Source organism: Mycobacterium sp. H4Y (assembly GCF_000364405.1).
Classification (GTDB): domain Bacteria; phylum Actinomycetota; class Actinomycetes; order Mycobacteriales; family Mycobacteriaceae; genus Mycobacterium; species Mycobacterium intracellulare.
The window spans coordinates 293,929-319,901 of record NZ_AKIG01000003.1; the positions used below are offsets into that span (position 1 = coordinate 293,929).

At 68.3% G+C, this 25,973-nt stretch carries 23 protein-coding genes and 1 pseudogene; 9 read left to right on the forward strand and 15 right to left on the reverse strand.

The features are described 5' to 3' along the window. The first annotated feature begins 132 nt into the window (after positions 1-132). Positions 133-4,716, forward strand: coding sequence for a glutamate synthase large subunit (gene gltB / locus W7U_RS22300; protein ID WP_008262912.1), 4,584 nt, complete (start codon positions 133-135; stop codon positions 4,714-4,716). After that, positions 4,709-6,184, forward strand: coding sequence for a glutamate synthase subunit beta (locus W7U_RS22305; RefSeq protein ID WP_008262914.1), 1,476 nt, complete (start codon positions 4,709-4,711; stop codon positions 6,182-6,184). Before gltB ends, W7U_RS22305 begins: the two co-directional genes overlap by 8 nt. Before the next feature lie 394 nt (positions 6,185-6,578). Here the strand turns inward: W7U_RS22305 and W7U_RS22310 are convergent. Then, positions 6,579-7,429 (reverse strand): annotated as a pseudogene (locus W7U_RS22310) (LLM class F420-dependent oxidoreductase). Positions 7,430-7,480: 51 nt separating this feature from the next. Here W7U_RS22310 and W7U_RS22315 point away from each other — a divergent pair. Together W7U_RS22315 and W7U_RS22320 are read left to right on the forward strand one after the other, a co-directional pair. Then, positions 7,481-7,921, forward strand: a complete 441-nt coding sequence (locus tag W7U_RS22315) for a hypothetical protein (protein WP_008262917.1) — start codon at positions 7,481-7,483, stop codon at positions 7,919-7,921. 31 nt (positions 7,922-7,952) lie between these two features. Further along, positions 7,953-8,960, forward strand: coding sequence for a PHP domain-containing protein (locus tag W7U_RS22320; protein WP_008262918.1), 1,008 nt, complete (start codon positions 7,953-7,955; stop codon positions 8,958-8,960). Positions 8,961-8,968: 8 nt separating this feature from the next. On the opposite strand, the gene W7U_RS22325 is transcribed toward W7U_RS22320, so the two are convergent. Then, the gene (locus tag W7U_RS22325; RefSeq protein ID WP_008262924.1) at positions 8,969-9,724 is read right to left on the reverse strand and encodes a YoaK family protein; all 756 of its coding nucleotides are present in this window, start codon (positions 9,722-9,724) and stop codon (positions 8,969-8,971) included. Between the two features lie 285 nt (positions 9,725-10,009). On the opposite strand from W7U_RS22325, the gene istA reads away from it, so the two are divergent. Both istA and W7U_RS22335 read left to right on the forward strand, forming a co-directional pair. Further along, positions 10,010-11,560 (forward strand): IS21 family transposase, encoded by a 1,551-nt coding sequence (gene istA, locus W7U_RS22330; RefSeq protein ID WP_008262926.1) that lies wholly within the window; start codon positions 10,010-10,012, stop codon positions 11,558-11,560. A 75-nt stretch (positions 11,561-11,635) separates the two neighbouring features. Then, positions 11,636-12,376, forward strand: coding sequence for an ATP-binding protein (locus W7U_RS22335; protein WP_241767547.1), 741 nt, complete (start codon positions 11,636-11,638; stop codon positions 12,374-12,376). 150 nt (positions 12,377-12,526) lie between these two features. On the opposite strand, the gene dinB is transcribed toward W7U_RS22335, so the two are convergent. Then, positions 12,527-13,741: a DNA polymerase IV gene (gene dinB / locus W7U_RS22340; protein WP_008262934.1), complete on the reverse strand. Its 1,215-nt coding sequence runs from the start codon at positions 13,739-13,741 to the stop codon at positions 12,527-12,529. Positions 13,742-13,771: 30 nt separating this feature from the next. Then, complete coding sequence (locus W7U_RS22345) at positions 13,772-14,410, reverse strand: TetR/AcrR family transcriptional regulator (protein ID WP_008262935.1); 639 nt, start codon at positions 14,408-14,410, stop codon at positions 13,772-13,774. 76 nt (positions 14,411-14,486) lie between these two features. Between W7U_RS22345 and W7U_RS22350 the strand changes: the two genes are divergently transcribed. Continuing rightward, a complete protein-coding gene (locus tag W7U_RS22350) occupies positions 14,487-15,956 on the forward strand; it encodes an NAD(P)/FAD-dependent oxidoreductase (RefSeq protein ID WP_008262936.1) in 1,470 nt (489 codons plus the stop codon). Here W7U_RS22350 and rraA read toward each other — a convergent pair. From rraA to W7U_RS26575, 9 genes are all read right to left on the reverse strand, one after another. After that, the gene (rraA, locus tag W7U_RS22355) at positions 15,953-16,438 is read right to left on the reverse strand and encodes a ribonuclease E activity regulator RraA (protein ID WP_008262937.1); all 486 of its coding nucleotides are present in this window, start codon (positions 16,436-16,438) and stop codon (positions 15,953-15,955) included. The two genes, W7U_RS22350 and rraA, sit on opposite strands and share 4 nt — an antisense overlap. Before the next feature lie 25 nt (positions 16,439-16,463). Continuing rightward, positions 16,464-16,904, reverse strand: coding sequence for a hypothetical protein (locus tag W7U_RS22360; protein ID WP_008262940.1), 441 nt, complete (start codon positions 16,902-16,904; stop codon positions 16,464-16,466). Between the two features lie 88 nt (positions 16,905-16,992). Next, positions 16,993-17,496, reverse strand: a complete 504-nt coding sequence (locus tag W7U_RS22365; RefSeq protein WP_008262942.1) for a copper resistance CopC family protein — start codon at positions 17,494-17,496, stop codon at positions 16,993-16,995. Continuing rightward, positions 17,493-18,161 (reverse strand): YcnI family protein, encoded by a 669-nt coding sequence (locus W7U_RS22370; RefSeq protein WP_008262943.1) that lies wholly within the window; start codon positions 18,159-18,161, stop codon positions 17,493-17,495. Before W7U_RS22370 ends, W7U_RS22365 begins: the two co-directional genes overlap by 4 nt. A gap of 28 nt (positions 18,162-18,189) precedes the next feature. Continuing rightward, positions 18,190-18,846 carry a DUF6474 family protein gene (locus tag W7U_RS22375; RefSeq protein ID WP_008262945.1) on the reverse strand — a complete coding sequence of 219 codons (657 nt, stop codon included), beginning with the start codon at positions 18,844-18,846 and terminating at the stop codon, positions 18,190-18,192. Positions 18,847-18,966: 120 nt separating this feature from the next. Further along, positions 18,967-19,365 carry a secretion protein EspR gene (locus W7U_RS22380; RefSeq protein ID WP_008262950.1) on the reverse strand — a complete coding sequence of 133 codons (399 nt, stop codon included), beginning with the start codon at positions 19,363-19,365 and terminating at the stop codon, positions 18,967-18,969. Positions 19,366-19,948: 583 nt separating this feature from the next. Then, a complete protein-coding gene (locus tag W7U_RS22390; RefSeq protein WP_008262953.1) occupies positions 19,949-20,482 on the reverse strand; it encodes a hypothetical protein in 534 nt (177 codons plus the stop codon). A 195-nt stretch (positions 20,483-20,677) separates the two neighbouring features. Beyond that, positions 20,678-21,301: a superoxide dismutase gene (locus W7U_RS22395; RefSeq protein WP_008262954.1), complete on the reverse strand. Its 624-nt coding sequence runs from the start codon at positions 21,299-21,301 to the stop codon at positions 20,678-20,680. A gap of 145 nt (positions 21,302-21,446) precedes the next feature. Beyond that, a complete protein-coding gene (locus W7U_RS26575) occupies positions 21,447-21,602 on the reverse strand; it encodes a hypothetical protein (protein WP_008262955.1) in 156 nt (51 codons plus the stop codon). A 466-nt stretch (positions 21,603-22,068) separates the two neighbouring features. Here W7U_RS26575 and W7U_RS22400 point away from each other — a divergent pair, with 466 nt between their 5' ends. Both W7U_RS22400 and W7U_RS22405 read left to right on the forward strand, forming a co-directional pair. After that, the gene (locus tag W7U_RS22400; protein WP_042909830.1) at positions 22,069-23,109 is read left to right on the forward strand and encodes a DUF4328 domain-containing protein; all 1,041 of its coding nucleotides are present in this window, start codon (positions 22,069-22,071) and stop codon (positions 23,107-23,109) included. Between the two features lie 4 nt (positions 23,110-23,113). After that, positions 23,114-23,938, forward strand: coding sequence for a glycerophosphodiester phosphodiesterase (locus W7U_RS22405; protein ID WP_008262958.1), 825 nt, complete (start codon positions 23,114-23,116; stop codon positions 23,936-23,938). Between the two features lie 9 nt (positions 23,939-23,947). On the opposite strand, the gene W7U_RS22410 is transcribed toward W7U_RS22405, so the two are convergent. Both W7U_RS22410 and W7U_RS22415 read right to left on the reverse strand, forming a co-directional pair. After that, positions 23,948-25,132, reverse strand: coding sequence for an LCP family protein (locus W7U_RS22410; RefSeq protein ID WP_036429748.1), 1,185 nt, complete (start codon positions 25,130-25,132; stop codon positions 23,948-23,950). A gap of 44 nt (positions 25,133-25,176) precedes the next feature. Next, positions 25,177-25,965 (reverse strand): DUF2470 domain-containing protein, encoded by a 789-nt coding sequence (locus tag W7U_RS22415; RefSeq protein ID WP_008262966.1) that lies wholly within the window; start codon positions 25,963-25,965, stop codon positions 25,177-25,179. Between the last annotated feature and the right edge of the window lie 8 nt (positions 25,966-25,973).

Genomic DNA, 25,973 nt, shown 5'->3' on the forward strand with positions numbered 1-25,973 from the left:
ATCATCTCCGCCTGGGGCACAGCCTATCGAGACAAGACCGAAGGGATATTCGCCCGCAACGTCCGGGGTGCGATCTCATCGGGGCCGCTGGTAACGGCCGCGCAGAACGTTCAGGTGAAGGGTCAGGTGCATATGACGCCCAAGCGCGTCGGGTTATACAACCCCGCGTTCGAGCACGACGCGTGCGGGGTAGCCATGGTCGTCGATATGCACGGCCGCCGCAGCCGCGACATCGTCGATAAGGCAATCACCGCGCTGCTCAACCTCGAACACCGGGGTGCCCAGGGCGCCGAGCCGCGCAGCGGCGACGGTGCCGGCATCATGCTTCAGGTTCCCGATGCCTTCCTGCGCGAAGTCGTGGACTTCGAGTTGCCGCCGGCGGGCAGCTACGCCACCGGCATCGCCTTCCTGCCGCAATCGTCCAAGGACGCCGCGACCGCGTGCGCCGCGGTGGAGAAGATCGCCGAAGCCGAGGGCCTGACCGTGCTGGGCTGGCGCAACGTCCCCACCGACGACTCGTCGCTGGGCGCGCTGTCGCGCGACGCGATGCCCACCTTCCGGCAGGTGTTCATGGCGGGGGCGTCCGGTATGACGCTGGAGCGCCGGGCCTACGTGGTGCGCAAGCGCGCCGAGCACGAACTGGGCACCAAGGGCCCGGGCCAAGACGGCCCCGGCCGCGAAACCGTTTACTTCCCGAGCCTTTCGGGTCAGACCCTGGTCTACAAGGGCATGCTGACCACCCCGCAGCTCAAGGCGTTTTACCTTGACCTGCAAGACAATCGGTTGACCAGCGCCCTGGGAATCGTGCACTCGCGGTTCTCCACCAACACTTTTCCGTCGTGGCCGCTGGCGCATCCGTTCCGCCGCGTCGCCCACAACGGTGAGATCAACACCGTCACCGGCAACGAGAACTGGATGCGGGCCCGCGAGGCGTTGATCAAGACCGACGTGTTCGGCTCGGAAGCCGACGTCGAGAAGTTGTTCCCGATCTGCACGCCCGGCGCGTCCGACACCGCGCGCTTCGACGAGGCGCTCGAGCTGCTGCACCTCGGCGGGCGCAGCCTGGCCCACGCCGTGCTGATGATGATTCCCGAGGCGTGGGAGCGCAACGAGTCGATGGACCCCGCGCGCCGCGCGTTCTACCGCTACCACGCCTCGCTGATGGAGCCGTGGGACGGGCCGGCGTCGATCACCTTCACCGACGGCACGATCATCGGCGCGGTGCTCGACCGTAATGGCTTGCGCCCCTCGCGGATCTGGGTCACCGAAGACGGTTTGGTGGTGATGGCGTCCGAGGCCGGCGTGCTGGACCTGGACCCGGCCAAGGTGGTGCGTCGGATGCGGCTGCAGCCCGGCCGCATGTTCCTGGTGGACACCGCGCAGGGCCGCATCGTCTCCGACGAGGAGATCAAAGCGGAGCTGGCCGCCGAGCACCCCTACCAGGAGTGGCTGGACAAGAACCTGGTCCCCCTCGACGACCTGCCGCAGGGCCACTACAAGCGGATGCCGCATGACCGACTGGTCAAGCGCCAGCAGACATTTGGCTACACCTACGAGGAACTCAACCTGTTGGTGGCGCCGATGGTGCGCAGCGGCGCCGAGCCGATCGGGTCGATGGGCACCGACACCCCGGTCGCGGTGCTCTCCCAGCGGCCCCGGATGCTCTACGACTACTTCCAGCAGCTGTTCGCGCAGGTGACCAACCCGCCGCTGGACGCCATCCGTGAGGAGGTGGTGACCAGCCTGCAGGGCACCACCGGCGGCGAGCGTGACCTGCTCACCCCGACCGAGCTCTCGTGTCACCAGATCGCGCTGCCGCAGCCGATCCTGCGCAACCGGGAGCTGGCGAAGCTGATCAACCTCAACCCGGACGACGAGGTCAACGGACGCCCGCATGGCATGCGTTCCAAGGTGATTCGCTGCCTTTACCCGGTGGCCGAAGGTGGCGCCGGGCTGGCCGCCGCCCTCGAGGACGTGCGCGCGCAGGCATCGGCGGCGATCGCCGACGGCGCGCGGGTGATCATCCTGTCCGACCGCGAATCCGACGAACGGATGGCGCCCATTCCGTCGCTGCTCGCGGTGGCGGGGGTGCACCACCACCTGGTGCGAGACCGGACACGCACCCACGTGGGTCTGGTGGTGGAGACCGGTGACGCCCGCGAGGTGCACCACATGGCGGCGCTGGTCAGCTTCGGCGCCGCGGCGATCAACCCGTACCTGGCGTTCGAGTCGATCGAGGACATGCTCGACCGGGGCGTGATCGAGGGCATCGACCGCAAGACGGCGCTGAACAACTACATCAAGGCGGCCGGCAAGGGTGTGCTGAAAGTGATGTCCAAGATGGGCATTTCGACGCTCGCCTCCTACACCGGTGCGCAGTTGTTCCAGGCGGTCGGCATCTCCGAGGATGTGCTCAACGAATACTTCACCGGGTTGAGCTGTCCCATCGGCGGGATCACCCTGGACGACATCGCCGCCGACGTCGCCGCCCGCCACGCCCTGGCCTACCTGGACCGGCCGGGCGAACGCGCCCACCGCGAGCTCGAGGTGGGCGGGGAATACCAGTGGCGCCGCGAGGGCGAGTACCACCTGTTCAACCCCGAGACCGTCTTCAAGCTGCAGCACGCCACGCGCACCGGCCAGTACAAGGTGTTCAAGGACTACACCCGCCTGGTCGACGACCAGAGCGAGCGCATGGCGTCCCTGCGCGGCCTGCTCAAGTTCCGCGCCGGTGTGCGGGAACCGATCCCGCTCGAAGAGGTCGAGCCCGCAAGCGAAATCGTCAAACGCTTCTCCACCGGGGCGATGAGCTACGGCTCGATCTCGGCGGAGGCCCACGAGACGCTGGCCATCGCGATGAACCGGCTGGGCGGCCGGTCCAACAGCGGCGAGGGCGGCGAGGACGTCAAGCGCTTCGACCGCGACCCCGACGGGGCCTGGCGGCGCAGCGCGATCAAACAGGTCGCCTCGGGCCGGTTCGGTGTCACCTCGCACTACCTGACGAACTGCACCGACATCCAGATCAAGATGGCCCAGGGCGCGAAACCCGGTGAGGGAGGCCAGCTTCCGGGGCACAAGGTGTACCCGTGGGTGGCCGAAGTCCGCCACTCCACCCCCGGCGTCGGCCTGATCTCACCGCCGCCGCACCACGACATCTACTCCATCGAGGACCTGGCACAGCTGATCCACGACCTGAAGAACGCCAACCCGGCGGCGCGCGTGCACGTCAAGCTGGTCTCCGAGAACGGCGTCGGCACGGTGGCGGCGGGCGTGTCCAAGGCCCACGCCGACGTGGTCCTGATCTCCGGGCACGACGGCGGCACCGGCGCGACGCCGATGACCTCGATGAAGCACGCCGGGGCGCCGTGGGAGCTGGGGCTGGCCGAGACGCAGCAGACGTTGCTGCTCAACGGGTTACGCGACCGGATCGTGGTCCAGGTCGACGGCCAGCTCAAGACGGGTCGCGACGTGATGATCGCGGCGCTGCTCGGCGCCGAGGAATTTGGCTTCGCCACCGCGCCGCTGGTGGTGTCCGGCTGCATCATGATGCGGGTCTGCCACCTCGACACCTGCCCCGTCGGGGTGGCCACCCAGAACCCGGTGCTGCGCGAACGTTTCACCGGCAAGCCCGAGTTCGTCGAGAACTTCTTCATGTTCATCGCCGAAGAGGTCCGCGAATACATGGCGCAGTTGGGATTCCGCACCCTCAACGAGGCGATCGGGCAGGTCAAGGCGCTCGACACCACGTTGGCGCGCGCCCACTGGAAGGCGCACCGGCTCGACCTGGACCCGGTCCTGCACGAGCCGGAATCGGCGTTTATGAACCAGGACCTGTACTGCACCTCGCGTCAGGACCACGGCCTGGACAAGGCGCTCGACCAGCAGTTGATCGTGATGAGCCGCGAGGCACTGGATTCCGGTACGCCGGTGCGTTTCTCGACCACGATCAGCAACGTCAACCGCACGGTGGGCACCATGCTCGGCCACGAGGTCACCAAAGCCTATGGCGGTCAAGGGTTGCCGGACGGGACCATCGACATCACCTTCGACGGCTCGGCGGGCAACAGCTTCGGCGCGTTCGTGCCGCGCGGCATCACCCTGCGCGTCTACGGCGACGCCAACGACTACGTCGGCAAGGGTCTGTCCGGTGGCCGGATCGTGGTTCGGCCGTCGGACGACGCCCCGCAGGACTACGTGGCCGAGGACAACATCATCGGCGGCAACGTGATCCTGTTCGGCGCGACCAGCGGTGAGGCGTACCTGCGCGGTGTCGTCGGCGAGCGGTTCGCGGTCCGCAACTCCGGGGCGCACGCCGTCGTCGAGGGTGTCGGGGACCACGGGTGTGAATACATGACCGGCGGCAAGGTCGTCGTCCTCGGTCGCACCGGCCGCAACTTCGCGGCCGGCATGTCCGGCGGGGTGGCGTACATCTACGACCCGCACGGCGAATTGCCAGGAAATCTCAACACGGAGATGGTCGAGCTCGAGAGCTTGGATGAGGATGACGACGAGTGGTTGCACGGCATGATCCAGGCACACGTTGATGCCACCGATTCCGCTGTGGGTCAGCGCATTCTGGGTGACTGGCCGGAGGAGCGCCGGCATTTCGCCAAGGTGATGCCGCGCGACTTCAAGCGGGTGCTGCAGGCCATCGCCGATGCGGAACGCGACGGCGCCGATGTCGACAAGGCGATCATGGCGGCCGCCCATGGCTGATCCGAGCGGCTTCCTGAAATACACGCACCGGGAATTGCCGAAGCGCCGGCCGGTCCCGCTGCGGTTGCGCGACTGGCGCGAGGTCTACGAGGATTTCGACAACGAGACCCTGCGCGAGCAGGCGACCCGCTGCATGGACTGCGGTATTCCGTTCTGTCACAACGGTTGTCCGCTGGGCAACCTGATTCCGGAGTGGAATGACCTGGTCCGCAGGGACCAGTGGCAGGCCGCGATCGAACGGCTGCACGCCACCAACAACTTCCCGGACTTCACCGGCCGGCTGTGCCCGGCGCCGTGTGAGCCGGCCTGTGTGCTCGGCATCAACCAGGATCCGGTGACGATCAAGCAGATCGAGCTGGAGATCATCGACAAGGCCTTCGACGAGGGCTGGGTGCGGCCGCTTCCGCCGGAGAAGCTGACCGGGAAAAAGGTCGCCGTGGTCGGTTCCGGACCCGCGGGCCTGGCCGCCGCTCAGCAGCTGACCCGCGCCGGCCACAGCGTCACCGTCTTCGAGCGGGCCGACCGCATCGGCGGCTTGCTGCGCTACGGCATCCCGGAATTCAAGATGGAAAAGCGCGTGCTCGACCGCCGGTTGGACCAGATGCGCGCCGAGGGAACCGAGTTCCGGGCGGGCGTCAACGTCGGGGTCGACATCAGCGCCGAGCAGCTGCGCTCCGACTTCGACGCGGTGGTGCTGGCCGGCGGTGCGACCGCCTGGCGCGATCTGCCCGTTCCCGGCCGGGAATTGGACGGCATCCATCAGGCGATGGAATTCCTGCCCTGGGGCAACCGGCAAGCGTTGGGTGATCTGGGCGAAGGCGAGGTGGACGCCGACGGGCAACCGCCGCTCACCGCCAAAGGCAAGAAGGTCATCATCATCGGCGGCGGTGACACCGGCGCCGACTGCCTGGGCACCGTGCACCGGCAGGGCGCCACCGAGGTGCACCAGTTCGAGATCATGCCGCGCCCACCGGAGACGCGCGCCCCGTCCACCCCGTGGCCGACCTACCCGCTGATGTACCGGGTCTCCGCGGCGCACGAAGAGGGCGGCGAGCGGGTGTTCTCCGTCAACACCGAGCAGTTCGTCGGCCGGGACGGTCGCGTCACGGCGCTCAAGGCGCACGAGGTCACCATGGAGGGCGGCAAGTTCGTCAAGGTCGACGGCTCCGATTTCGAACTCGAGGCCGACCTGGTGTTGCTGGCGATGGGATTCGTCGGGCCCGAGAAGGAGGGCCTGCTCACCGAGCTCGGAGTCAAGCTCACCGAGCGCGGCAACGTCGCGCGCGGCGCCGACTTCGAGACGTCGGTTCCGGGCGTCTTCGTAGCCGGGGACATGGGTCGCGGCCAGTCATTGATCGTTTGGGCGATTGCTGAGGGCCGGGCGGCCGCCGCGGCGGCGGACCGGTTCATGATGGGTTCCACCGCGCTGCCGGCGCCGATCAAGCCCACCGCGGTACCGCTTCAGTAGTAACACCAGTCACACCAGAAACACGCGCTGGTTCGTTCGGCGCGTCTTCCGCAGTTTGCCAGACGGTGGGTGTCTAATAATCCCCTGTGAGCCCGCTCACAGGGGGGTCACACTGTTTCCCGGATGGACGGACCGATTGCAGGAGTGGTTTTTGTGCATATCCACCCAGTACCCCGGACGCGGATGGGGCGAATGGCCTGGTCATGGTTGCGTCACCCGGTAAAAAGTCGCGAGTTCCCCGCCAAGCACGAGCGGTTGGTCACCGCCCAGGATCTACTGCTCTTCGGCGCGTGACCACTCTGCCGCCGCGCCTGCGGGCGCCCGGCGGGTTTGCTCCGCGGCCGGCGGGCGGGATTTTCGCCTGAGCGCCAGGGGCGGGGCCCGAAAATCGGTGCTATCCGTCGAGTAATCCCGAATCGCGGATCGCCTCGGCGAGCGGTTCCAGCACGGCGGGGTCGTGTGGCGGGGGTAGGTAGACGATCCCGAGGTCGAGCCCTTCGGCGGCGAGTCCGGCGGCGTCCGCGACGACCTTCCCGTAGTCGAGGTCCGGCTCGAGGCGCAGGTGCGCCAGAGGGTGATCTCCTTCGGATCGCGGCCGATGTCCGCGCAGTGTGCGGCGAGGACGTCACGCTTGTGGGCGAAAACGTCGGGCGGGCCGCCGACGAAGTTCCAGTGCTGGGCGTAGCGGGCGGTGATCCGCAGCGTGCGCTTCTCGCCGCTGCCGCCGATGCAGATCGGGGGGTGCGGACGCTGCGGCCCCTTGGGCTCGTTGCGGGCACCCTTGAGCTGATAGAACCTGCCTTGAAAATCGGAGCAGTCCGTGGTCAAAAGGCTGGTCAACACCTCGCAGGCTTCCTCGAAGCGGTCGAAGCGTTCCTTGATGCTGCCCAGCTCGATGCCGTAGGCGCCGGATTCCTCCTCGTTCCAGCCGGCGCCGATCCCCAGCTCGAGGCGCCCGTTGGAGATGATGTCGAGGGCGGCCGCCATGTTGGCCAGCACCGCGGGGTGGCGGTAGTGGATCCCGGTGACCAGGGTGCCCAGCCGCAATCGCGTGGTGGCCTGTGCCAGCGCCGTCAGCGTCGTCCACCCCTCCAGACAGGGCCCGCTGCTGTCGGAGAAGATCGGGTAGAAGTGGTCGAAGGTCCACCCGGATTCGTAGACGTCGATGTCGTCTGCGGCCTGCCAGACGGCCAGCATCTGGGCCCAGGTGGTGTTCTGCGGAGAAGTCTTGAAGGCGAATCGCATGTCAACGACGTTAGTCGGCGTTTATGAAGGGCAACTAAACTCGACCGCGCTATGACTTGCCCTTGTTGCTCCCTGGGAATCGACACCAAGCTCACGCTGCTGGCGGCGGGCCTGATCTTCCTGCTCGCGCTCGTTCTCGGGATCTGGAAATACCGCGGGATGATGACCTCCGAGAATCATCTCGCGCATCCCTACGTCGACATCGCGCATCGCGCGGCGCTGCTGTATTCGTTCGCGACGCTGCTGCTCGCGGTTTTCGTACAACTGAGCGCCTGGCCGGTGTGGGTGAACCTGACGGCCGCCGGCGTCGTCGTCTTCTTCTTCGTGGCCGCCATCGCCGCCTACATCACCCACGGGGCACGGCGCGACACCGTCAACCAATTCGAAAACGCCGACCGCAGCACCGAATTGGCGATGGCCGCGCTGATCGTCGGGGAAATCGGCGGGTTCGGCGTGCTGCTCGCCGGGTTCGTGGTCGGCCAACTGCTGTAACTCGCCGAGGTCTGGCGGGCACACTGGAGTAATGGATCCGGTAGCGGCCCTGCGGCAGATCGCCTACTACAAGGACCGGAGCCGTCACGACCCGAGACGCGTGATGGCCTACCGCAACGCGGCCGACATCATCGAGGGCCTCGACGACGCGGCGCGCGAACGCCACGGCCAGGCCAACAGCTGGCAGTCGCTGCCGGGAATCGGCCCCAAAACCGCCAAGGTCATCGACCAGGCGTGGTCCGGCCGAGAACCCGACCTGCTGGTCGAATTGCGTTCCACCGCAGAAGATCTCGGTGGCGGTGACATTCGTGCCGCGCTGCGCGGCGACCTGCACCTGCACTCCAACTGGTCGGACGGCTCCGCTCCGATCGAGGAGATGATGGCCGCGGCGGCGGCGCTGGGCCACGAATACTGCGCGCTGACCGACCATTCGCCGCGGCTGACCATCGCCAACGGCCTGTCGCCGGAGCGGTTACGCAAGCAACTCGACGTGATCGACCGGCTGCAGGAGACGTTCGCGCCCATGCGCATCCTCACCGGGATCGAGGTCGACATCCTCGACGACGGCAGCCTGGACCAGGAACCCGAACTGCTGGAACGCCTCGACGTCGTGGTGGCCAGCGTGCACTCCAAGTTGTCGATGGATTCCGCCGCGATGACCCGGCGCATGCTGCGCGCGGTCCAAAACCCGCACGCCGACGTGCTCGGCCACTGCACCGGCCGGCTGGTGTCCGGCAACCGCGGCATCCGGCCGGAATCCAAGTTCGACGCCGAGGCGGTGTTCACGGCGTGCCGCGAGTCCGGCACCGCGGTGGAGATCAACTCCCGGCCGGAGCGGCGCGACCCGCCGACCCGCCTGCTCAACCTGGCGCTGGAGATCGGTTGCGTGTTCAGCATCGACACCGACGCCCACGCCCCGGGCCAGCTGGACTTCCTCGGTTACGGCGCGCAGCGCGCCCTGGACGCGGGCGTTCCCCCCGACCGGATCGTCAACACCTGGCCGGCCGGCCGGCTGCTGGAGTGGACCGGGTCGAATTGAGACGCCGCTCAGACCCGCACCCGTTCGGCGCGCTCGGGAACCGGTGCGGCGCTGCGGACGGTGCCCTGCAGCAGGTTGGCGGCGCCGACGGTCGCGCAGATCGCGGCCGGGATGAGCAGCGCGTAACCCCCCAACTGAGCCCCGAACATGATCCCGGCCACGCCGCCGCCGAGGAATAACACCAGGGTGGCGGCCAGTATCGCCGTTTTCCAGTTCTTGATGCCGTGTATCCGGCTGCGGCCGAGGATCAGCCCGAGGTCGGTGATGGTTCCGGTGAAGTGCGTGGTGCGGATCGCCATCCCGCGAAAGCTCGATGTCATCCCGTTTTGCAGGCCGAGCGCCGCGGCGGCGAACAGCGCCTGCACCGCGGTCTGCTCGACGCCCAGGGCGTTGATCTGTGCCCTGACGACGGTCTCCGCTCCCCCGGCCGCGGCGAGCACGAGCAAGCCTGCCTCGAGGTACAGCACGGCGGCGTGGCGTGGGCCCGCAAGGGCATCGGTGGGTGCGAGGATCGCCCCGGCTATGGCCGCTCCCATCAGGAAGCCCAGAAAGATTGCGCCGAGCACGTGGCCTTCGTACAGCCACGGGTTGGCCGTGTGCATGCCCAGCTGGGTGGTGATCCCGGTCAGATTGCCGACGGGCACCGCCAAGATCAGCAGCGCCACGGCATTGACGAAGCCCGCGGATAAGGCGAGTAACGCGCTGTAACCGAGCAGGAGACCTTCGCGGGGCAGGCCGGTGTCGCGGGATTGGTGCGGCGGCATCGGATTCAGTTGCTCACTTTCGAGGTCGGGTTTACGCCAACCTAACAAGCGGGCCGCCGCACAAGCGGGGTCGCGAGGCTGATTCAAATCAACCTCAAATCATCGAAAAGGCATGTGGCAATGTCGGCTGCCAGGAGTAAGGGACCAGCTCGACGCCGGTTTTGCCATGAGCATGGGACCACCTGATTGCCAGTGATGGGACCGCCTGGGTAGGGGTTTTGCCAGTTATGGGACCACCCGGCGTGGCGTGGGGGTTTCCGGTTGCTCGGCCGCTGTATTGGCCAGATGAGCTACCGGGAGGTGTCGATGATCGAAGTCAGGGAGATGCTGCGGCTGTGGCTGGCGGGTCGGGGGTTGCGGGAGGTGGCTCGGCTGTCGGGCATGGACCGCAAAACGGTGCGCCGGTATGTGGATCGGGCCCGCGCGTGCGGGCTCGATCGTGACGGCGACGCCAGCCAGCTGACCGATGAGCTGTTGGGGGCGGTGATCGCCGAGGTGCGACCGAGTCGGCCCAATGGCAAGAGCCAGGCCTGGGAGACCATCGATGCCGAGGCCGAGCAGATCAAGGCGTGGCTGAAACAGGACTTGACTTTGACGAAGGTGCACACGTTGTTGGGGCGTCGGGGTGTGGTGGTGTCGTATCGAACCTTGCATCGTTATGCCACAACGGAATTGGGGTTCGGGCAGCGTCAGGCCACGGTGCCGGTGGCTGACTGTGAGCCCGGTGCTGAACTGCAGGTCGATTTCGGTCGCCTCGGGATGCTCACCGATGTCGAAGATGGTCGCCGGCGGGTGGTGCAGGGGTTGATCTTCACCGCGGTGTATTCGCGACATATGTTCGTCTATCCCACTTACCGCCAGACGCTTCACGAGGTGATCGCCGGGTTCGAGGCGGCGTGGGCATTCTTTGGTGGGGTGTTCGCGGTGGTGATTCCCGACAACATGAAGGCCATCGTCGACAAGGCTGATGCGATCGATTCGAAACTCAACGACGCATTCCGGGAATACGCGCAGGCGCGGGGCTTCGTGGTGGATCCGGCTCGCATCCGCAGCCCCCGGGATAAGCCGCGCGTCGAGCGTTGCGTGCCGTATGCGCGGTCGAATTTCTTTGCCGGAGAAGACTTTCGAAACCTGGGCGACTGCCGGGCGCGAGCCGAGCAATGGTGTGAGCAGGTGGCGGGGATGCGGATACATGGCACCACCCGGTGCCGCCCGGCCGAGGTGTTCGCCGCCGACGAGCTACCCCACCTCAAGCCAGTGCCCGACGAGGTGTTCGACATCCCGACCTGGTGCCGGCCCAAGGTGGCCCCGGATCGGCACGTGGCTGTCGCCAAGGGGCTCTACAGCGTTCCCGGTGAGCTGATCGGGCGCCGGCTGGATGCCCGGGTCGATGCGCGCACGGTGAAGCTGTATTGGCGCGGTGAGCTGATCAAGGTCCACCCGGTGGTGGCGCCGGGACGCCGGCGCACCGACCCCGCCGATCTCCCGGCCGAGGTGTCGGTCTATGCGATGCGCGACCTGAACACCTTGCAGCGCAAGGCAGCCGCCCACGGCACCCATGTCGGCGCGTATGCGGCGGCGGTGCTGGAACATCCGCTGCCGTGGACCAAGATGCGCCAGGTCTATCGCCTCCTCGGGTTGGTGCGCCGCCACGGCCCGGACGCGGTCGATGACGCCTGCCAGCGCGCGTTGGATGCCGAGGTCATCGACGTCGGACTGATCGAGCGCATGCTCACCCGCGGTGCCGGTGCCCAGTTGCCGCTAATCCCGACCCCGCCTGCCGCGTCGCGGTTCGTCCGCGCGGCCACCGACTTCTCAGTGCGGAGGCCGTCATGAGCCCCCACCACCCGACGACCCGATGTCACCCCGGCGGTCAAGCCGATCGAGGTGTCCTCGGAGCTCAAGTCGTTGATGCGCCGCCTCAAGCTCGGCCAGCTACTCGACACCCTGCCCGAGCGGCTGGCCCTGGCACGATCCAACAGGCTGCCGCACCACGATTTCCTGGAGATGCTGCTGGCCGATGAGGTCACCCGCCGCGACCGCGAGTCCGCCGCCCGCCGCGCCAAGGCCGCGCATCTGGATCCGCAGATGCAGCTACCGGCCTGGGACGACACCGCCGCGGTCACCTTCGATCAGCAACTGTGGGCCGAGTTGACCTCGCTGCGGTTTCTGGCCGACGCCTACAACGTTCTCATCATGGGTCCGGTCGGGGTCGGAAAAACCTTCCTGGCCAACGCATTAGGACACATCGCCGTGCGCCGTCATCACAGCGTGCACACCGAACGCGCCGACAAACTCTTCAAACGCCTCCGTGGCGCACGGCTCGACGGAAGCTACGAAGACGAGATGCGCAAGCTGCACCGCGTCGAACTGCTCGTCATCGATGATCTCGCGTTGCACCGGCTCGAGGCCACCGAGACCAGCGACTTCTACGAGCTGATCGTCGAACGCCACCGCCAGACCTCCACGGTCATCACCAGCAACCGCGAACCCCCCGAGATCCTGACCATGATGGCCGACCCACTGCTGGCCCAATCGGCGATGGACCGCCTGCAATCGGCGGCCTACGAACTCGTCGTCGAAGGCGAGTCCTACAGGCAACGCCAGAAACCCCGTCCCGGAAAGCCGGTCAATTCGGACCAGCCGAATTGACCGGAAGGCCCGTCATCGGCCACCATCACCACACGGCCAACAACCGGAAACACCCGGTCCCATGCTCATGGCAAAACGGTGGTCCCATCACCCTGGCAAGCGACAGTGGCAAAGAGTAATTGAATAATTAGTGAAAACACCGACGACCCGTCAGTCGGGCAGGTGCGGCATCTCGAAGCCCGGATCGCGCCCCAATAGCACCGCGGGCGTGAGCGCCGACTTGCCATAGCGCCGGCGCACCCGGTCGATGGCGGCGTCGATGTCGTCGCCGGCAGCGCGCCGGCGCGATTCGCCGAACGGCAGCATCAGCTGCTGGGCGCCGCTGCGGTCGATGCCCGATACCGCGAACCCGACCAGCGTCAGGCCGCGCTGCGCGATCAGCCGCGCCGCGCCCGCGACCAGGCGCCGCGCGGCGGCCAGGATGGGCGCCGTGGCCGACGTGGCCCACGGCAGGGTGTGCGAGCGCGTGGCCCTGGAGAAGTCGTCGAAGCGCAGCCGCAGCACCACCGTGCGGCCCGTCCGCCCGGCGGCGCGCATGCGGCCGGTGATGCGGTCGATCAAGTTCACCACCACGGCGTCGATCTCGTTAGGCGACATGGCATTGCCAGAGCGGCCCAGCGCTCGCTGCGCCCCGACGGAGCGGCGACCAACGCCGGCGGTGACCCGCCGGCGGTCGATGTTGCGCGACAGCGCATAGAGCTGACGACCCATCGCGCCACCGACCATCGAGCCCAGCGCCGACTCGCTGAGCTCGGCGACGTCGGCCACGGTGACGATGCCGTGTGCATGCAGCTTCTCGGCGGTCACCGCGCCCACGCCCCACAGCCGGCGCACCGGCAGCGGCCGCAAAAACGTCAACTCCTGATCGGGGGGCACCAGCAGCAGCCCGTCGGGCTTGGCCTCCTGGCTGGCGACCTTGGCAAGGAACTTGGTCCGGGCGATCCCGACGGTGATCGGCAGCCCGACCCGCTCGCGCACGTCGGCGCGCAACCGCTCGGCGATCGCCACCGGCGTGCCGCTGACCCGGCGCAGCCCGCCGACGTCGAGGAAGGCCTCGTCGACCGACAGCGCCTCCACGATCGGGGTGCAATCGCGGAACACCTCGAAGACGGCGTCGCTGGCGCGGCTGTAGGCGCTCATCCGCGGCGGCACCACCACGGCGGCCGGGCACAACCGCCGCGCCTGCGCCCCGCCCATGGCCGTGCGCACGCCGTAGGCCTTGGCCTCGTAGCTCGCGGCCAGCACCACGCCGCCGCCGACGATCACCGGGCGCCCGCGCAGGGCCGGGTCATCGCGCTGTTCGACGGACGCGTAGAAGGAGTCCAGGTCCGCGTGCAGAATGGACGGGTCACACCGCACGAACATATGTTCGCACGGGGCGCCGACAAACCCGTTTCAGCAGGCCTCGCCGTACACGCTGCTGACCCAGATGTGCACCAGCGTGTCGAGCAGTTGCTCGCTGGGCACCGACGGTCGCCCGCCGGCGAACGCGCTGAGCATGACCTTTTCGTTGAGCAGGTTCAGTGCCGCGGACAGGTTGCGCGCCGGCAGTGTCACCGGCGCGGCGCCGCGCGCGCGCTCGGCTTCGATCACGGTGGTGATGTGGTCGACCCATTTCTGCATGAAGCGTGACCACAGCCCGCCGACGTCTTTGTTGGTGCGCGCGGCATCGGCGGCCAGCGACACCGCGCGATGCGTGCCGAAGGTCTCGACAAACACGTTGATCCCGATGCGCCACAACGCTTTCAGGTCGGCGGGCGGGCTGGCGACCAGCGACTCCAGCGCGGAGTCTGCCTCCATGATCACCCGCTCGAACAGGGTGAACAGCACCGCGTCCTTGGACGGGAAATAGAAGTAGAACGTCGGCCGGGACAGCCCGGCCCCCTTGGCGAGGTCGTCGACGGAGATGTCGGCGAGCGGGCGTTCCTGCAGCAACCGTTCGGCGGTGGTCAAAATGGCCAGTTCGCGGTCGTCGCCGGACGGGCGCGCCGAGCGCCTGCCCCGGTGGGTGCGGGCGGAACCGACGGTAGTCACGGCCGCTACTTTACACGGCGTCGAGATTTTCGACACGGTGTTGACCGATTCAACACCGTGTTGATAGCGTGGCCGTATGACTGAGCACCTTGACGTCCTCATCGTGGGCGCCGGCATCTCCGGTGTGAGCGCGGCCTGGCACCTGCAGGAACGCTGCCCGACCAAGAGCTACGCCATCCTCGAGCGCCGCGCCGACCTCGGCGGCACCTGGGACCTCTTCAAGTACCCGGGCATCCGATCGGACTCGGACATGTTCACCCTCGGCTTCCGGTTCAAGCCCTGGCGTTCGGCGAAGTCGATCGCCGACGGCGCGTCGATCAAGGCCTACATCAGGGAGGCCGCGGTCGAGAACCGGATCGAGCCGCACATCCGCTACAACCACCGGGTGGTGGCCGCCGACTGGTCCGACGTCGACAACCGCTGGACGCTGACGGTCGAGGACGACGGCCGCACCAGCGAGATGACCTGTTCCTTCCTGTTCGCCTGCACCGGCTACTACAACTACGACGAGGGGTTCTCGCCCACCTTCGAAGGCTCCGACGACTTCGGGGGCACCATCGTGCATCCGCAGCACTGGCCGGAGGACCTGGACTACGCGGGCAAGCGGATCGTCGTCATCGGATCCGGCGCGACCGCGATCACCCTGATCCCCGCCCTGGTGAACTCCGGTGCCGGCCACGTCACGATGCTGCAGCGCTCGCCGACCTACATCGGGTCGCTGCCCGGTGTCGACCCCTTCGCCGAGAAGGCCAACCGGCTGCTGCCCGAGCGCCTCGCGCACATGGCCAACCGCTGGAAAGCCATCGCGTTCAGCACTTTCCAGTACCAGCTGTCCCGCAAGGCGCCGGCCTACATGCGCAAGACGTTGATGACGATGGCGCAGCGACGGCTGCCGCAGGGCTACGACGTCGAGAAGCACTTCGGGCCGCGCTACAACGTCTGGGACGAGCGGCTGTGCCTGGCGCCGGACGGCGACTTCTTCCGGACCATCCGGCACGGCAAGGCCGACGTCGTCACCGACACGATCGACCGGTTCACCAAGACCGGCATCAAGCTCACCTCGGGTGAGGAGTTGGCGGCCGACATCATCATCACCGCAACGGGATTGAACATGCAGTTGCTGGGCGGGGTGAAACCGACCCGCAACGGCGAGGACATCGACCTGACCTCGCTGATGACCTACAAGGGCCTGATGTTCTCCGGCGTGCCGAACTTCGCCATCACCTTCGGCTACACCAACGCGTCCTGGACGCTGAAGGCCGACCTGGTCTCCGAATTCGTCTGCCGACTGCTGAACTACATGGACGCCAAGGGTTTTGACTTCGTGGAGCCGCAGCATCCGGGCAACGACGTGGACGAGCTGCCGTTCATGGACTTCACTCCCGGCTACTTCCGGCGGTCGATGCACCTGCTGCCCAAGTCGGGATCGCGGGCGCCGTGGCGACTCAAGCAGAACTACTTCTTCGACATGCGCACCATCCGGCGCGGCAAGGTCGACGACGAGGGCTTGAAGTTCGCGAAAAAGCCTGCGCCGGTAGCGGTTTAGGGGACTGTGGCGACGACGACGATCCCGTCGTCGTCGCTGTAGGCGATCTCACCGGGCACGAACGTCACACCGCCCAGGGTGATTTCGACATCGCGTTCGCCGGCGCCGGTCTTGGTGCTCTTGCGCGGATTGGTGCCCAGCGCCTTGATGCCGATGTCCATGCCCCGCAACGCGGCGGAGTCCCGCACCGCGCCGTTGATGATGAGCCCGGCCCAGCCGTTGGACCGCGCGAGCTCGGCGATGACGTCGCCCACCAGCGCGGTGTGCAGCGAGCCTGCGCCGTCGATCACCAATATCCCGCCGTCACCGGGCTCCGAGAGCACCGACTTCAGCAGCGCGTTGTCTTCAAAGCAGCGCACGGTACTGATCGGGCCGGCGAACTCGGCTCGCCCGCCGAGCTGGCGGAATTGGGTGTCGCAGCTGCGCACGTCGGGGCCGATGCTGTCGACGAGGTCGGCGGTCGGCCGGAATGGCACCGTCACTTCTGACATGTAAACGCCCGCGCCCTCAGCGACGGCGCAGCTGGCGGATGAGCAGGATGGCCAGCAGGCTGACCGCCACGGCGACGATCAGCGGCACCGGGGATTGGCCCACCGCGGAGCCCGGGACGGCGGGAGAGACCGGGTTGTTGGCGGCTTCCACGGTGGACTTCGCCTGTGCGGCAGCGTCTTTGGCGGCGGCCGTGAGGTCGCCATTGGTTTCGGCCCGCTGCTGCACGCCGGCCGGCGGCCCGGGTGGCCCCGGGGGTGCGGGTTCGGCGTTCTTGGCCGGCGCCTTCTTCGCGGGCGCCTTCTTGGCGGGCGCCTTCTTGGCGGGTGCCTTCTTCGCAGGTGCCTTCTTGGCCGGCGCCTTCGCGGTCTTTTTCGCCGCCTTGGCGGGCGGTTTCTTCTCCGGCGGAGTGCCGGCGCCGTCGGGCGCGCTGTTGGTGGGGTCCTGCGGGTCTGCCATGCGGCCGCTCCTTGAGCTTCCTCTGTCGTCGTTTCCCTAGCTCAGGGATCTCGACCCCATCATGCCAGCACGTGTGACGGCGCCTCGATCACCGCCTGTGCCGCACCGCCCACCAGGCGCCGCCCGCGACGAGCGCCAACGCGGCCGCGACGAACGGCCAGACGGGGACGTCACCGCCGCCGCCCCCGCCGCCGGCAACCGGCGGCCCGGGCGTGCCGGTGCCGGACACCGTGAGCTGAAACGACCAGGACCCGGACACCACGTGGCCGTCCGCGGAGGTCACCCGGTAGTTCACCGTGTACGTGCCGGACGGTCCCAGTGGACGCAGGGCGATGCTGACCATCGCGCCGGCCACGGTGGGCTCGCCGGCGGACCACACGTTGCCGTCCGGGCCGACCACCGTCATCGCGGCGAACGTGGTCTGCAACTGCTCGTTGAAGGTCGCGCTGACCCGCTGCGGGCCGGAGGCCAGCACCGCGTTGGCCGCGGGGTCGGTGGCGATCCGCGTGGCGTGCGCCGACGACACCGGCGCGGCGAGCGTGGCCATCGCGAACATGGCGCTCAGGCACGCGCCGAACGCCAGCCGTTTCACGGGCGGCGGCGGATCAACGCGATCGCGACGCCCAGCGCCGCGACCACCAGAGCGGCGCCGCCCAACAACCGCGCGGTGTTGTCGGCCGCGTGGGGCCGCGCCGGTTCGGTCGATTGATCGGGCGTTCCATGGTGGTGGTGTGACCCCGCCGGCCCGGTGGCAAGGGTGAGCATGGGCGCCGGGCGTTCGGGCTCGCCGCCGTCGGGCAGCGGCGCCTGATCCCACTTCACGACGGTCCCGTCGGCGTAGGACTGCGTGGCCGGGAAGCTGACGGTGTCGGTGTCGGGCAACTTCACGGACAACCGGAACAGCGCGAATTGGTCAGCGGCGATCCCCCCGCCGGGGGCGGCCGTCCATGTCACCGAGCGGACGGCACCGGACGCCGCGTCGCGGTCGAGCCTGGCCGTCCAGCCCGGCATGCTTTCGGTGCGCGCCGAGGCGACGCCGGGCAGGGCGACGGTCAAGGCGGTGGTGGCGGCCCCGACGTTCGATTCGTTGGGCACCTGGAAGGTGACCAGGGCCATGGCGCCGCGCACCGGATTGTCGCTGCTGGCGTGGACGTGCGCCGACGCCGTCGGCAACTGCAGCGCCGACCCGAGGGCCAGGACGACGACCGCGCCGGCCGCGATCAGGATGCGCGGGATCCACCTGCCGTGGATTGACATGGGAGGAGATTGCCTTTCGTGGGGTCGGTCAGCTCAACCCGAGGCGGGCCATCAGATCGGCCTCGATGCCTTCGAGCTGCGACGAGATCGCGGCGTGGGCCGCCCGGCGCCGCGCGGCGGGCAGATTCTCCGCGGCGGTGACGGCCGCCGAGAGATCGGTGAGCCGCTCGGTGATGGCGGCCACGAACGCCTTCGTCTCGGCGTCCTTGGGCTTCTTGTCCTGCACCGACCGCAACGACCTCTCGGCCCCCGCGATGCGGGCCGACAGCTGGGCGCCGGGGCCGGAGAACTGGCCGATCTGAGCCAGCGGGATCCCGAGCCGGTCCGCGCGGCGCTGATCGATCAGCGCGCGCGCCGAGACGGCCAACCGGTAGATCACCGGGGTGAGGATCGGCGCGAGCAGCCGCGAGACCGTCAGCACGCGGCGGATCCGGGTCGGGGAGAAGATCTTGCCCTCCCGCGCCGCCTTGAGTTGGGCCTCAGCGACTTTGAGCGCGTTGCGGTCGCTGTCGCGCTGCGCCTTGATCTGGGCCCTGAGCGCCTTGTTCTCCGCCCGTTGGGCGGACTTGGCGCGCCGCACCTCGTTTTTCGCGGCCAGCTTGGCCTCGAGCTTCGCGCGGGCCTTGATGGCGCGGGCTTCAGCGCGACGCGTCGCGCGGCTCTTTCGCTTGCCGAACAGGGCCATTCCCGGCCGCCTCCCGGTATCTCGCTGGCAATCGTCGTCTAACGCTCTCGCGTTCGCGATCCGTTTGCCAACCCTAATCGGAATGGGCGGGCGCCAGCTCCCCAGGGCTGGCCGGGGCCGCTAGGCGTCCAGGTGCTCCGCGCGGCGCAGCTCGTTGACGCGCTCCATGACCTCGCGCTGGGCCTCGGGGGAGAGCTCGGCCGTGCGCATCGCGATGCGGCGCACGTTGTCGTCGCGCGCCGTGGCCAGCCACGACAATTCCTTGTCGAGCTTCTCGTAGTACTCGTCGTCGGTGAAGTAGGCCGGCTTGATGCGGAAGAAGTTGGCCAGGGCGGCCATCGTCGCCGAGGACGGGTTGGTGCGGTTGCCGGAACGCAACTGCGACAAGTAGGGAGCCGACATCGTTATGCCCTCCGCCTTGAGCGCCGCGATCACTTCCGCGGAGGTGTGCGCACCGCGTCCAGGCGGATACACCGTGTCGAACAGGCGGTTCAGGCGAGCAGCGAACGTCGTGCTCATTGATATGACCTCCACTGGGCTGTAGAAGCGAACTATTACCTAGGTGTATTTGCTGATCATGGTAGCGAGGCTTGGTAAGGGTAACCAGGTGCAAACCCCGAAGGATTCCCGAGCGGCACAGCCGACGCTCACCAACTCCCCACTTGACGAGCGTCTAACTGATTCGCTGAGGTGTCCACCAAATCCATGGAACTCACAGGTTATCCGCAGAATCGGACACCCGTCCCGAAGTGGCGGGCCGGACGCCTCGTGGGGGCCGTTGCGAGCACCCGCGCCGTGCTGGGCGATTGCACCGCAACGGACCGGCAAGCTGGCCGGATCCGGTACGCCATTTGCTGCCGGGCCCGAAACCTAGCCATCGAGCGCGCGCCGCAACTCGCCGGCCGCATGGTGGACACCGATGGTCGAGGGGCCGTTAACTTAGTGGGCGCCGTCGAAGTCGCGGTCATCCACGACCGGTCCACCGCTGAGCGCCGCCCGACGTGACGGTCGCCAGAGCGGTCCGGTCGCGTGATTCCCGCGGGCGCGAAGCGCCTCCTCGCGGCCGGGAAGGCGAATCGCCATTCGCGCCGCCGTGTTCTCGCTAGGCGGCGAGCAGCATCGCCAAAATCGCCGTGTCGGGATGGCTGATCGGATCGACGCCGACCCGGCTCACCATCGACGTGATGGTGCCGTCGGCTTCTGCTTCCACCCAGGCCGCCCGGTGTTCCAGGCCGAGATAGGGCAACCCGGGCAGCAATACGCATCCCGATGCCGCCCCCGTGCATTCGGGCAGCGACGGCGTGGTTTCCGACGGCGGATGCAGCATGAGTAGCGCGGGGGGCTGATGGTCGGCGAAATAGCCTGGCTGGATTGCCGATTCACCAAAGACCGTGCCCTCGGCCAGCACCAGGCCGACCGTGTCCGGTTCGGGTTCGTCGGGCAGTTCTTCGCGGGCGCCGAACACCGTTGTGGTGGAGAGCAACCCGGGCAACGACGCGATCCGGACCGCGACCATGAGCAGCTGGGCCCATTCTTTCGTCGAATCGGGCCAACGGCCGGAGATCAGGAACCCCTTCAGGGACCCACGAGAATGGAACGGGGAGACCCCGATCGGTCGATCCGACCCAGTTTCCATCTCCGACCTCCGCGCGACGCCTCCGTTGGGAATAACCACACTGGTAGTCCGAATAATTAAGAATGCCTGCGGATTAGGCGCCGTGCAACACGACACGGTCAGCGTCGCGGATCTTCAGATCGACCCCTCCGGGGCCGCACAAACGACTGGGGCGCCGCGCAATCCGCGCGACGCCCCCGCCGATCGAAATAAAAGTCAGCCGAAAATCAGGCCCTGGGTTTTCGAGGTCGCCGCGGCGTAGCGCTTCTGCACGTCGGCCCAGTTGACGACGTTCCAGAACGCCTTGACGTAGTCCGCCTTGACGTTCTTGTACTGCAGGTAGAAAGCGTGCTCCCACATGTCGACCTGCAGCAGCGGAATGATGCCCAGCGGCACGTTGGCCTGCTGGTCGTAGAGCTGGAAGGTCAGCAGCCGGCTGCCGAGGGTGTCGTAGCCCAACACCGCCCAGCCCGACCCCTGCAGGCCGTTGGCGGCCGCGCTGAACTGCGCGCGGAACCGGTCGAAGGATCCGAAGGCGTCATCGATCGCGGCGGCCAATTCGCCGGTCGGCTTGTCGCCGCCGTCCGGCGACAGGTTCTTCCACCAGATGGAGTGGTTGACGTGGCCGCCCAAGTGAAAGGCCAGGTTCTTTTCGTTCAGGAAGATCGCAGCGTGATCTTCGTTGGCACGGGCCTCTTCGAGCTTGGACAGAGCGTCGTTCACGCCTTTGACGTAGGTGGCGTGGTGCTTACTGTGGTGGATCTCGTTGATCTGACCTGAGATGTGCGGTTCCAACGCTGCGTAGTCCCAGTCCAAGTCGGGCAGGGTGTATTCAGCCACGGCGTTCCTTTCTTCGATTATCGTCTTGACGCTCAGTCACGGGGCGCCTTGCGGCGGCCGACCGTTATCAACCCTGCTCCATGAGCGCGCGCACCGCAAGAATGACCCCTCTGAGCCGCAGGGCGGATACCCGCTCGGGGTCAGTTCAGAACAAGACGATGACCGCGAGCACGGCCAGTAAGGCCAGTGCGATCAGTCCGGCGCGCAGCGCCGCGATGGTGTAGCTGTGATTCCACGCGGGCGAGCCGCAATACGACTTCGACGCGGCCGGTGAACCCGGACCGAACGAATGCGTGGCCATCAATCGCCTTCCACCCCCCGGTGCACCTCACGGTGAGTGAGGTGAGTCACAAACACTTACGAGAACGCGATCATAGCGCTTTGCGGCGAAGTTGAAAAAATAGCGCCCTGAGCTGCGGGTTAGCGAGGACCGGGACGTGGGTGATTGCAAGACGTCGGGACGGGAAACGGGGCGGCGTGGGCGCCGCCGCGCCGATGCTTAGCGGGGCAATCCATTTCGCTCACACGGGCGCCTTGGACTGTTTAAGACACGCGTGCAACACCGCGATGTTATCCACAGTTACACCACAGTTCGGCGCCAGAGGCAGTAGCGATGGTTCTCTGTACCCCGGGGGCCTATGTGGATAAACCTGTGGAAACTGTGGATAGTCCGCGGCGGCCGATTACGTTGCCCACGCCCCCTCGAGCGCCGCTCCTCAGCGCCCCGCGTTCCGCGGCGCGCATGGTCGCGGCGCTAGTCTGGTCCGGTGATCCAGGTGTGCTCCCAGTGCGGCACCCGCTGGAACGTGCGCGACCGGCAACGCGAGTGGTGTCCCCGCTGCCGCGGCGCCCTCATGGCGCCCCAGTCGCCGCCCGCCGACCCGCGGTGGGCCTCCGCGGGCGCCCCGCCCCCGGCCGGACCCCAGCGGTCTCCGGGGTGGCAGCGCACCCCGCCACGGCTGCCGCCCGGCTATCGCTGGATCGCGGTGCGTCCCGGCGCCGCGCCGCCGGCCCGACACGCCCGGCGCCCCCTCGGGCCCACGCCGCGCTACACGGTGATACCGCGTTGGAGTTTGGCGGACCGCGTCGAGCAGGCGCCCGCCACCGGCGCAGCGCCCGCGGCGGCGGGGCCGACGGGGCAGGTCATCCGCACCACCTCATTCGTGAGCGTGCTGGTCCTCAGCATCGCCGCCCTGGTTTACGTCGTCCGCTATGTGCTGCTGGTCATCAACCGGAACACCCTGCTGAATTCGTGGGTGGCCCTCGCGGCCGACTGGCTGGGCGTGCTCGCCAGCGTGGGCGCGGGCGCGGCGGTGATCGCGTCGGGCGTGCTCCTGATCCGTTGGCTGATCGCGCGGCGCGCCGCCGCGTTCGCCCATCACGGGCTGCCGGAGCCGCGCTCGCCGCGGGCACTGTGGGCCGGCTGCGTCGTGCCGCTGGCCAATCTCTTGTGGGCCCCGGTCTACGTGATCGAGCTGGCGATGCTCGAAGACCATTGGGCGCGGCTACGCGGACCCGTCCTGCAGTGGTGGATCGCGTGGGTCTGCAGCTACGCCGTCTCCATCGCTGCCATCGTGACCAGCTTCGCCACCGACGCGCAGGGCATCGCCAACAACACCGTCCTGATGGTCGTCGCCTACCTGCTCGCGGCCGCCACCCTGGCGGCCGCGACCCGCATTTTCGAGGGCTTCCATCGCAAACCCGTCGCGCGTCCCGCGCACCGCTGGGTCATGGTTCCCGACGACGGCGCCCCCACACCGGCTTCGGCCGGCCCAGTTGAGTTAGAGGGGCAGGAACCGGCAGCATAGGGATATGACGTGGGCCGACGAGGTGCTCGCCGGGCATCCGTATGTCGTCGCCCACCGCGGTGCTTCGGCGGCGCGTCCCGAACACACGCTGGCCGCCTACGATCTCGCGCTCAAAGAGGGCGCCGACGGCGTCGAATGTGATGTGCGGTTGACCCGCGACGGCCATCTCGTGTGCGTGCACGACCGCCGGCTGGACCGCACCTCGACCGGAGCCGGCCTGGTCAGCACGATGACGCTGGCGCAGCTGCGCGAGCTCGAGTACGGCGCGTGGCACGACAGCTGGCGCGAGGACGGCACGCACGGCGACACCAGTCTGCTGACCCTGGACGCGCTGGTTTCGCTGGTGCTGGATTGGCATCGGCCGGTGAAGCTCTTCATCGAAACCAAGCACCCCGTCCGGTACGGCTCGCTGGTGGAGACCAAGCTCCTGGCGTTGCTGCACCGTTTCGGCATCGCCGCGCCCGCCTCGGCCGATCGGTCCCGCGCCGTGGTGATGTCGTTCTCGGCGTCCGCGATCTGGCGGATCCGGCGGGCGGCGCCGCTGCTGCCCACCGTGCTGCTGGGCAAAACGGCGCGCTACCTGACCAGCGGCGCGCCCACCGCCGTCGGCGCCACCGCCGTCGGGCCCTCGCTGCTGACGTTGAAGGAATATCCCCAACTGGCGGACCGCGCCATCGCCCAGGGCAGGGCGGTCTACTGCTGGAACGTCGACGAGTACGACGACATCGACTTCTGCCGCGACGTCGGCGTGGCGTGGCTGGCCACCCACCACCCGGGCCGCACCAAGGCGTGGCTCCGCGGCAATCCCGCCGGCCAGGTCAGCATCTAGGTCGGTCCGCTACTGCTGGCCCTCCGCCGTGGTGGGCGGCAGCGGCGCGTCGGCGGCCAACGCGTCGAACAACCGGCCGGCCGCGTCGTGGTTCCACACCACCACCGCGCCGGCGTCACCGCTGGTGAACTCCCCGATCGGGACGGTCATGGTGGCGGTGGGCCCGTGCAACGCCCAGCCCAGCCGGGCCAGGTCCCAGGCGTGGTCGTCCTGGTCGACGGTCAGGGCGTCGGCGGCCGCGCGCGGGACCGAATACCAGCGCCGGGGATCGAGCCACACCGCCGGGCTGCCGGCGCGATGCAGCAGTTCGGCCACGAACTGACGCTGATTGACCATACGGTCCAGATCGGCCCGCGGGGTGTCGCGCGTCCGGACGTATCCGAGTGCCTGCCGGCCGTCGAGCCTCTGGCAGCCGGCCGGCAGGTCGATGCCGGCCAGCGGGTCATCGATCGGGGTCGTCGGGCACACCGTCACCCCGCCGAGCGCGTCGACCAGCGCGGCGAACCCGCCGAATCCGATCTCGGCATAGTGATCGATGCGCAATCCGGTCGCCTGTTCCAGGGTGCGGACCAGCAACCGCGCGCCACCCATCGAGAACGCCGCGTTGACCTTGTCCTTCCCGTGATCCGGGATCGGCACCAAAGAATCGCGGGGTATCGACACCAGCGCCGTCGGAACGCTGGACCCGACGCCCGGCACGTGAACCAGCAGGATCGTGTCGGTGCGGCCGTCCCCGATGTCGCCGCCGGTGGCCAAGTCCTGTTGCTGCGCGGCGCTCAGGCTCTGGCGGCTGTCCGAGCCAACGATGAGCCAGTTGGTGCCGCGGCCGGGCGCGGGGCGTTCGGGATAGTCGGCGAGCACCTGCTCGCGGTGCAGTTTGGTGTCGAACCACACGGCGCCGGCGACCAGGCCCGCGCCGATCAGCAGCACGGTCACGACCAAGAACGACACCATGGTTCGGATCCAGCGGCGCCGCTTGCGGGGCGCGCGTGGTCGGGGCGGGCGCGGTCGCTGCGCCGGGGCGACGGCCGCCGGAGCCGGTGGCGCCGGGCGGTGCAAGGGTTGGGTCTCCGCGGTCGGCGACGGCGGCGGGGCGCCCTCGCGGGGGATCACCTGCGGCGGCTCGGGGCGCGGCGGGACGGGCGGGCCAGGCCGTGCGGGCCGCCGACGCTGCGGTGCGCGGTCGCGGTTCACCTGGCTAACGTACGTGCCCGGCGGCGCACCGCGATCAGGACTGGCTAGCCGCGCGCCCGCAGCCCATTGATGAACGGGCACCCCATCAGCACCCGAATGGCCTGGCGCAGGCCGGTCATGTCGTCCACCGGTTTGTGGAACGGAAGCCGGACGTCGTGGTCCTGGTCGGTGCCCTCGACGCGGAACCGCACGCCGTAGCGGTCGAGCCCCAGCGGTCGCACGTGCCCGCGGCGCAGGGGAGCCGGCAGGCGGGACACCAACCGCGCCAGGACGTCGCCGTGGGCGGCGTCCAGGTGCCGCAGCAGGCTCGACTCGAGCGCGCAGAACGGGTCGGGCCGGGCGGCGAGAAGGTCGTCGACCGCCACCGGCTCCGCGCCGGTCGCGTCGGTGACCACAACCGAGGCGATCTCGAGCCGCAGCAGCGTGTATCGCTGCTCCTGCCCGCCGGGGGGCGCACACCTCGGCGTGTCGACGCCGAGCAACGCCGGATTCGGGCATTCGGCGGCGATCACGTCGAGCGTGGAGAGGATCTCCGCCGGGGGCACCTGCTGCAGGCGCCCGCGCACCCACACCAGCGAACGGACCGGTTCGCGCAGGGGAAGCGGCGCGTAATCGGTCAGCTCCAGCAGCGCTTGCGATCCCGCGATGGGCCGCCCGCGTTGCTGTTCGACGGGCAGCGCCAGCGCGAAGGAGCCGTCGTCCATCAGGTGGTGCACGGGCGTGGGGACCGGGTCGTCGTGCTCGATCGCCAGGAGCGCGCCGCCGGCGCGCACGCACGCGCTGCGGATCCGTTCGGCGGTGGTCGGGGCGTGGCAGCTCAGCGGTAATACCATTCTCATCC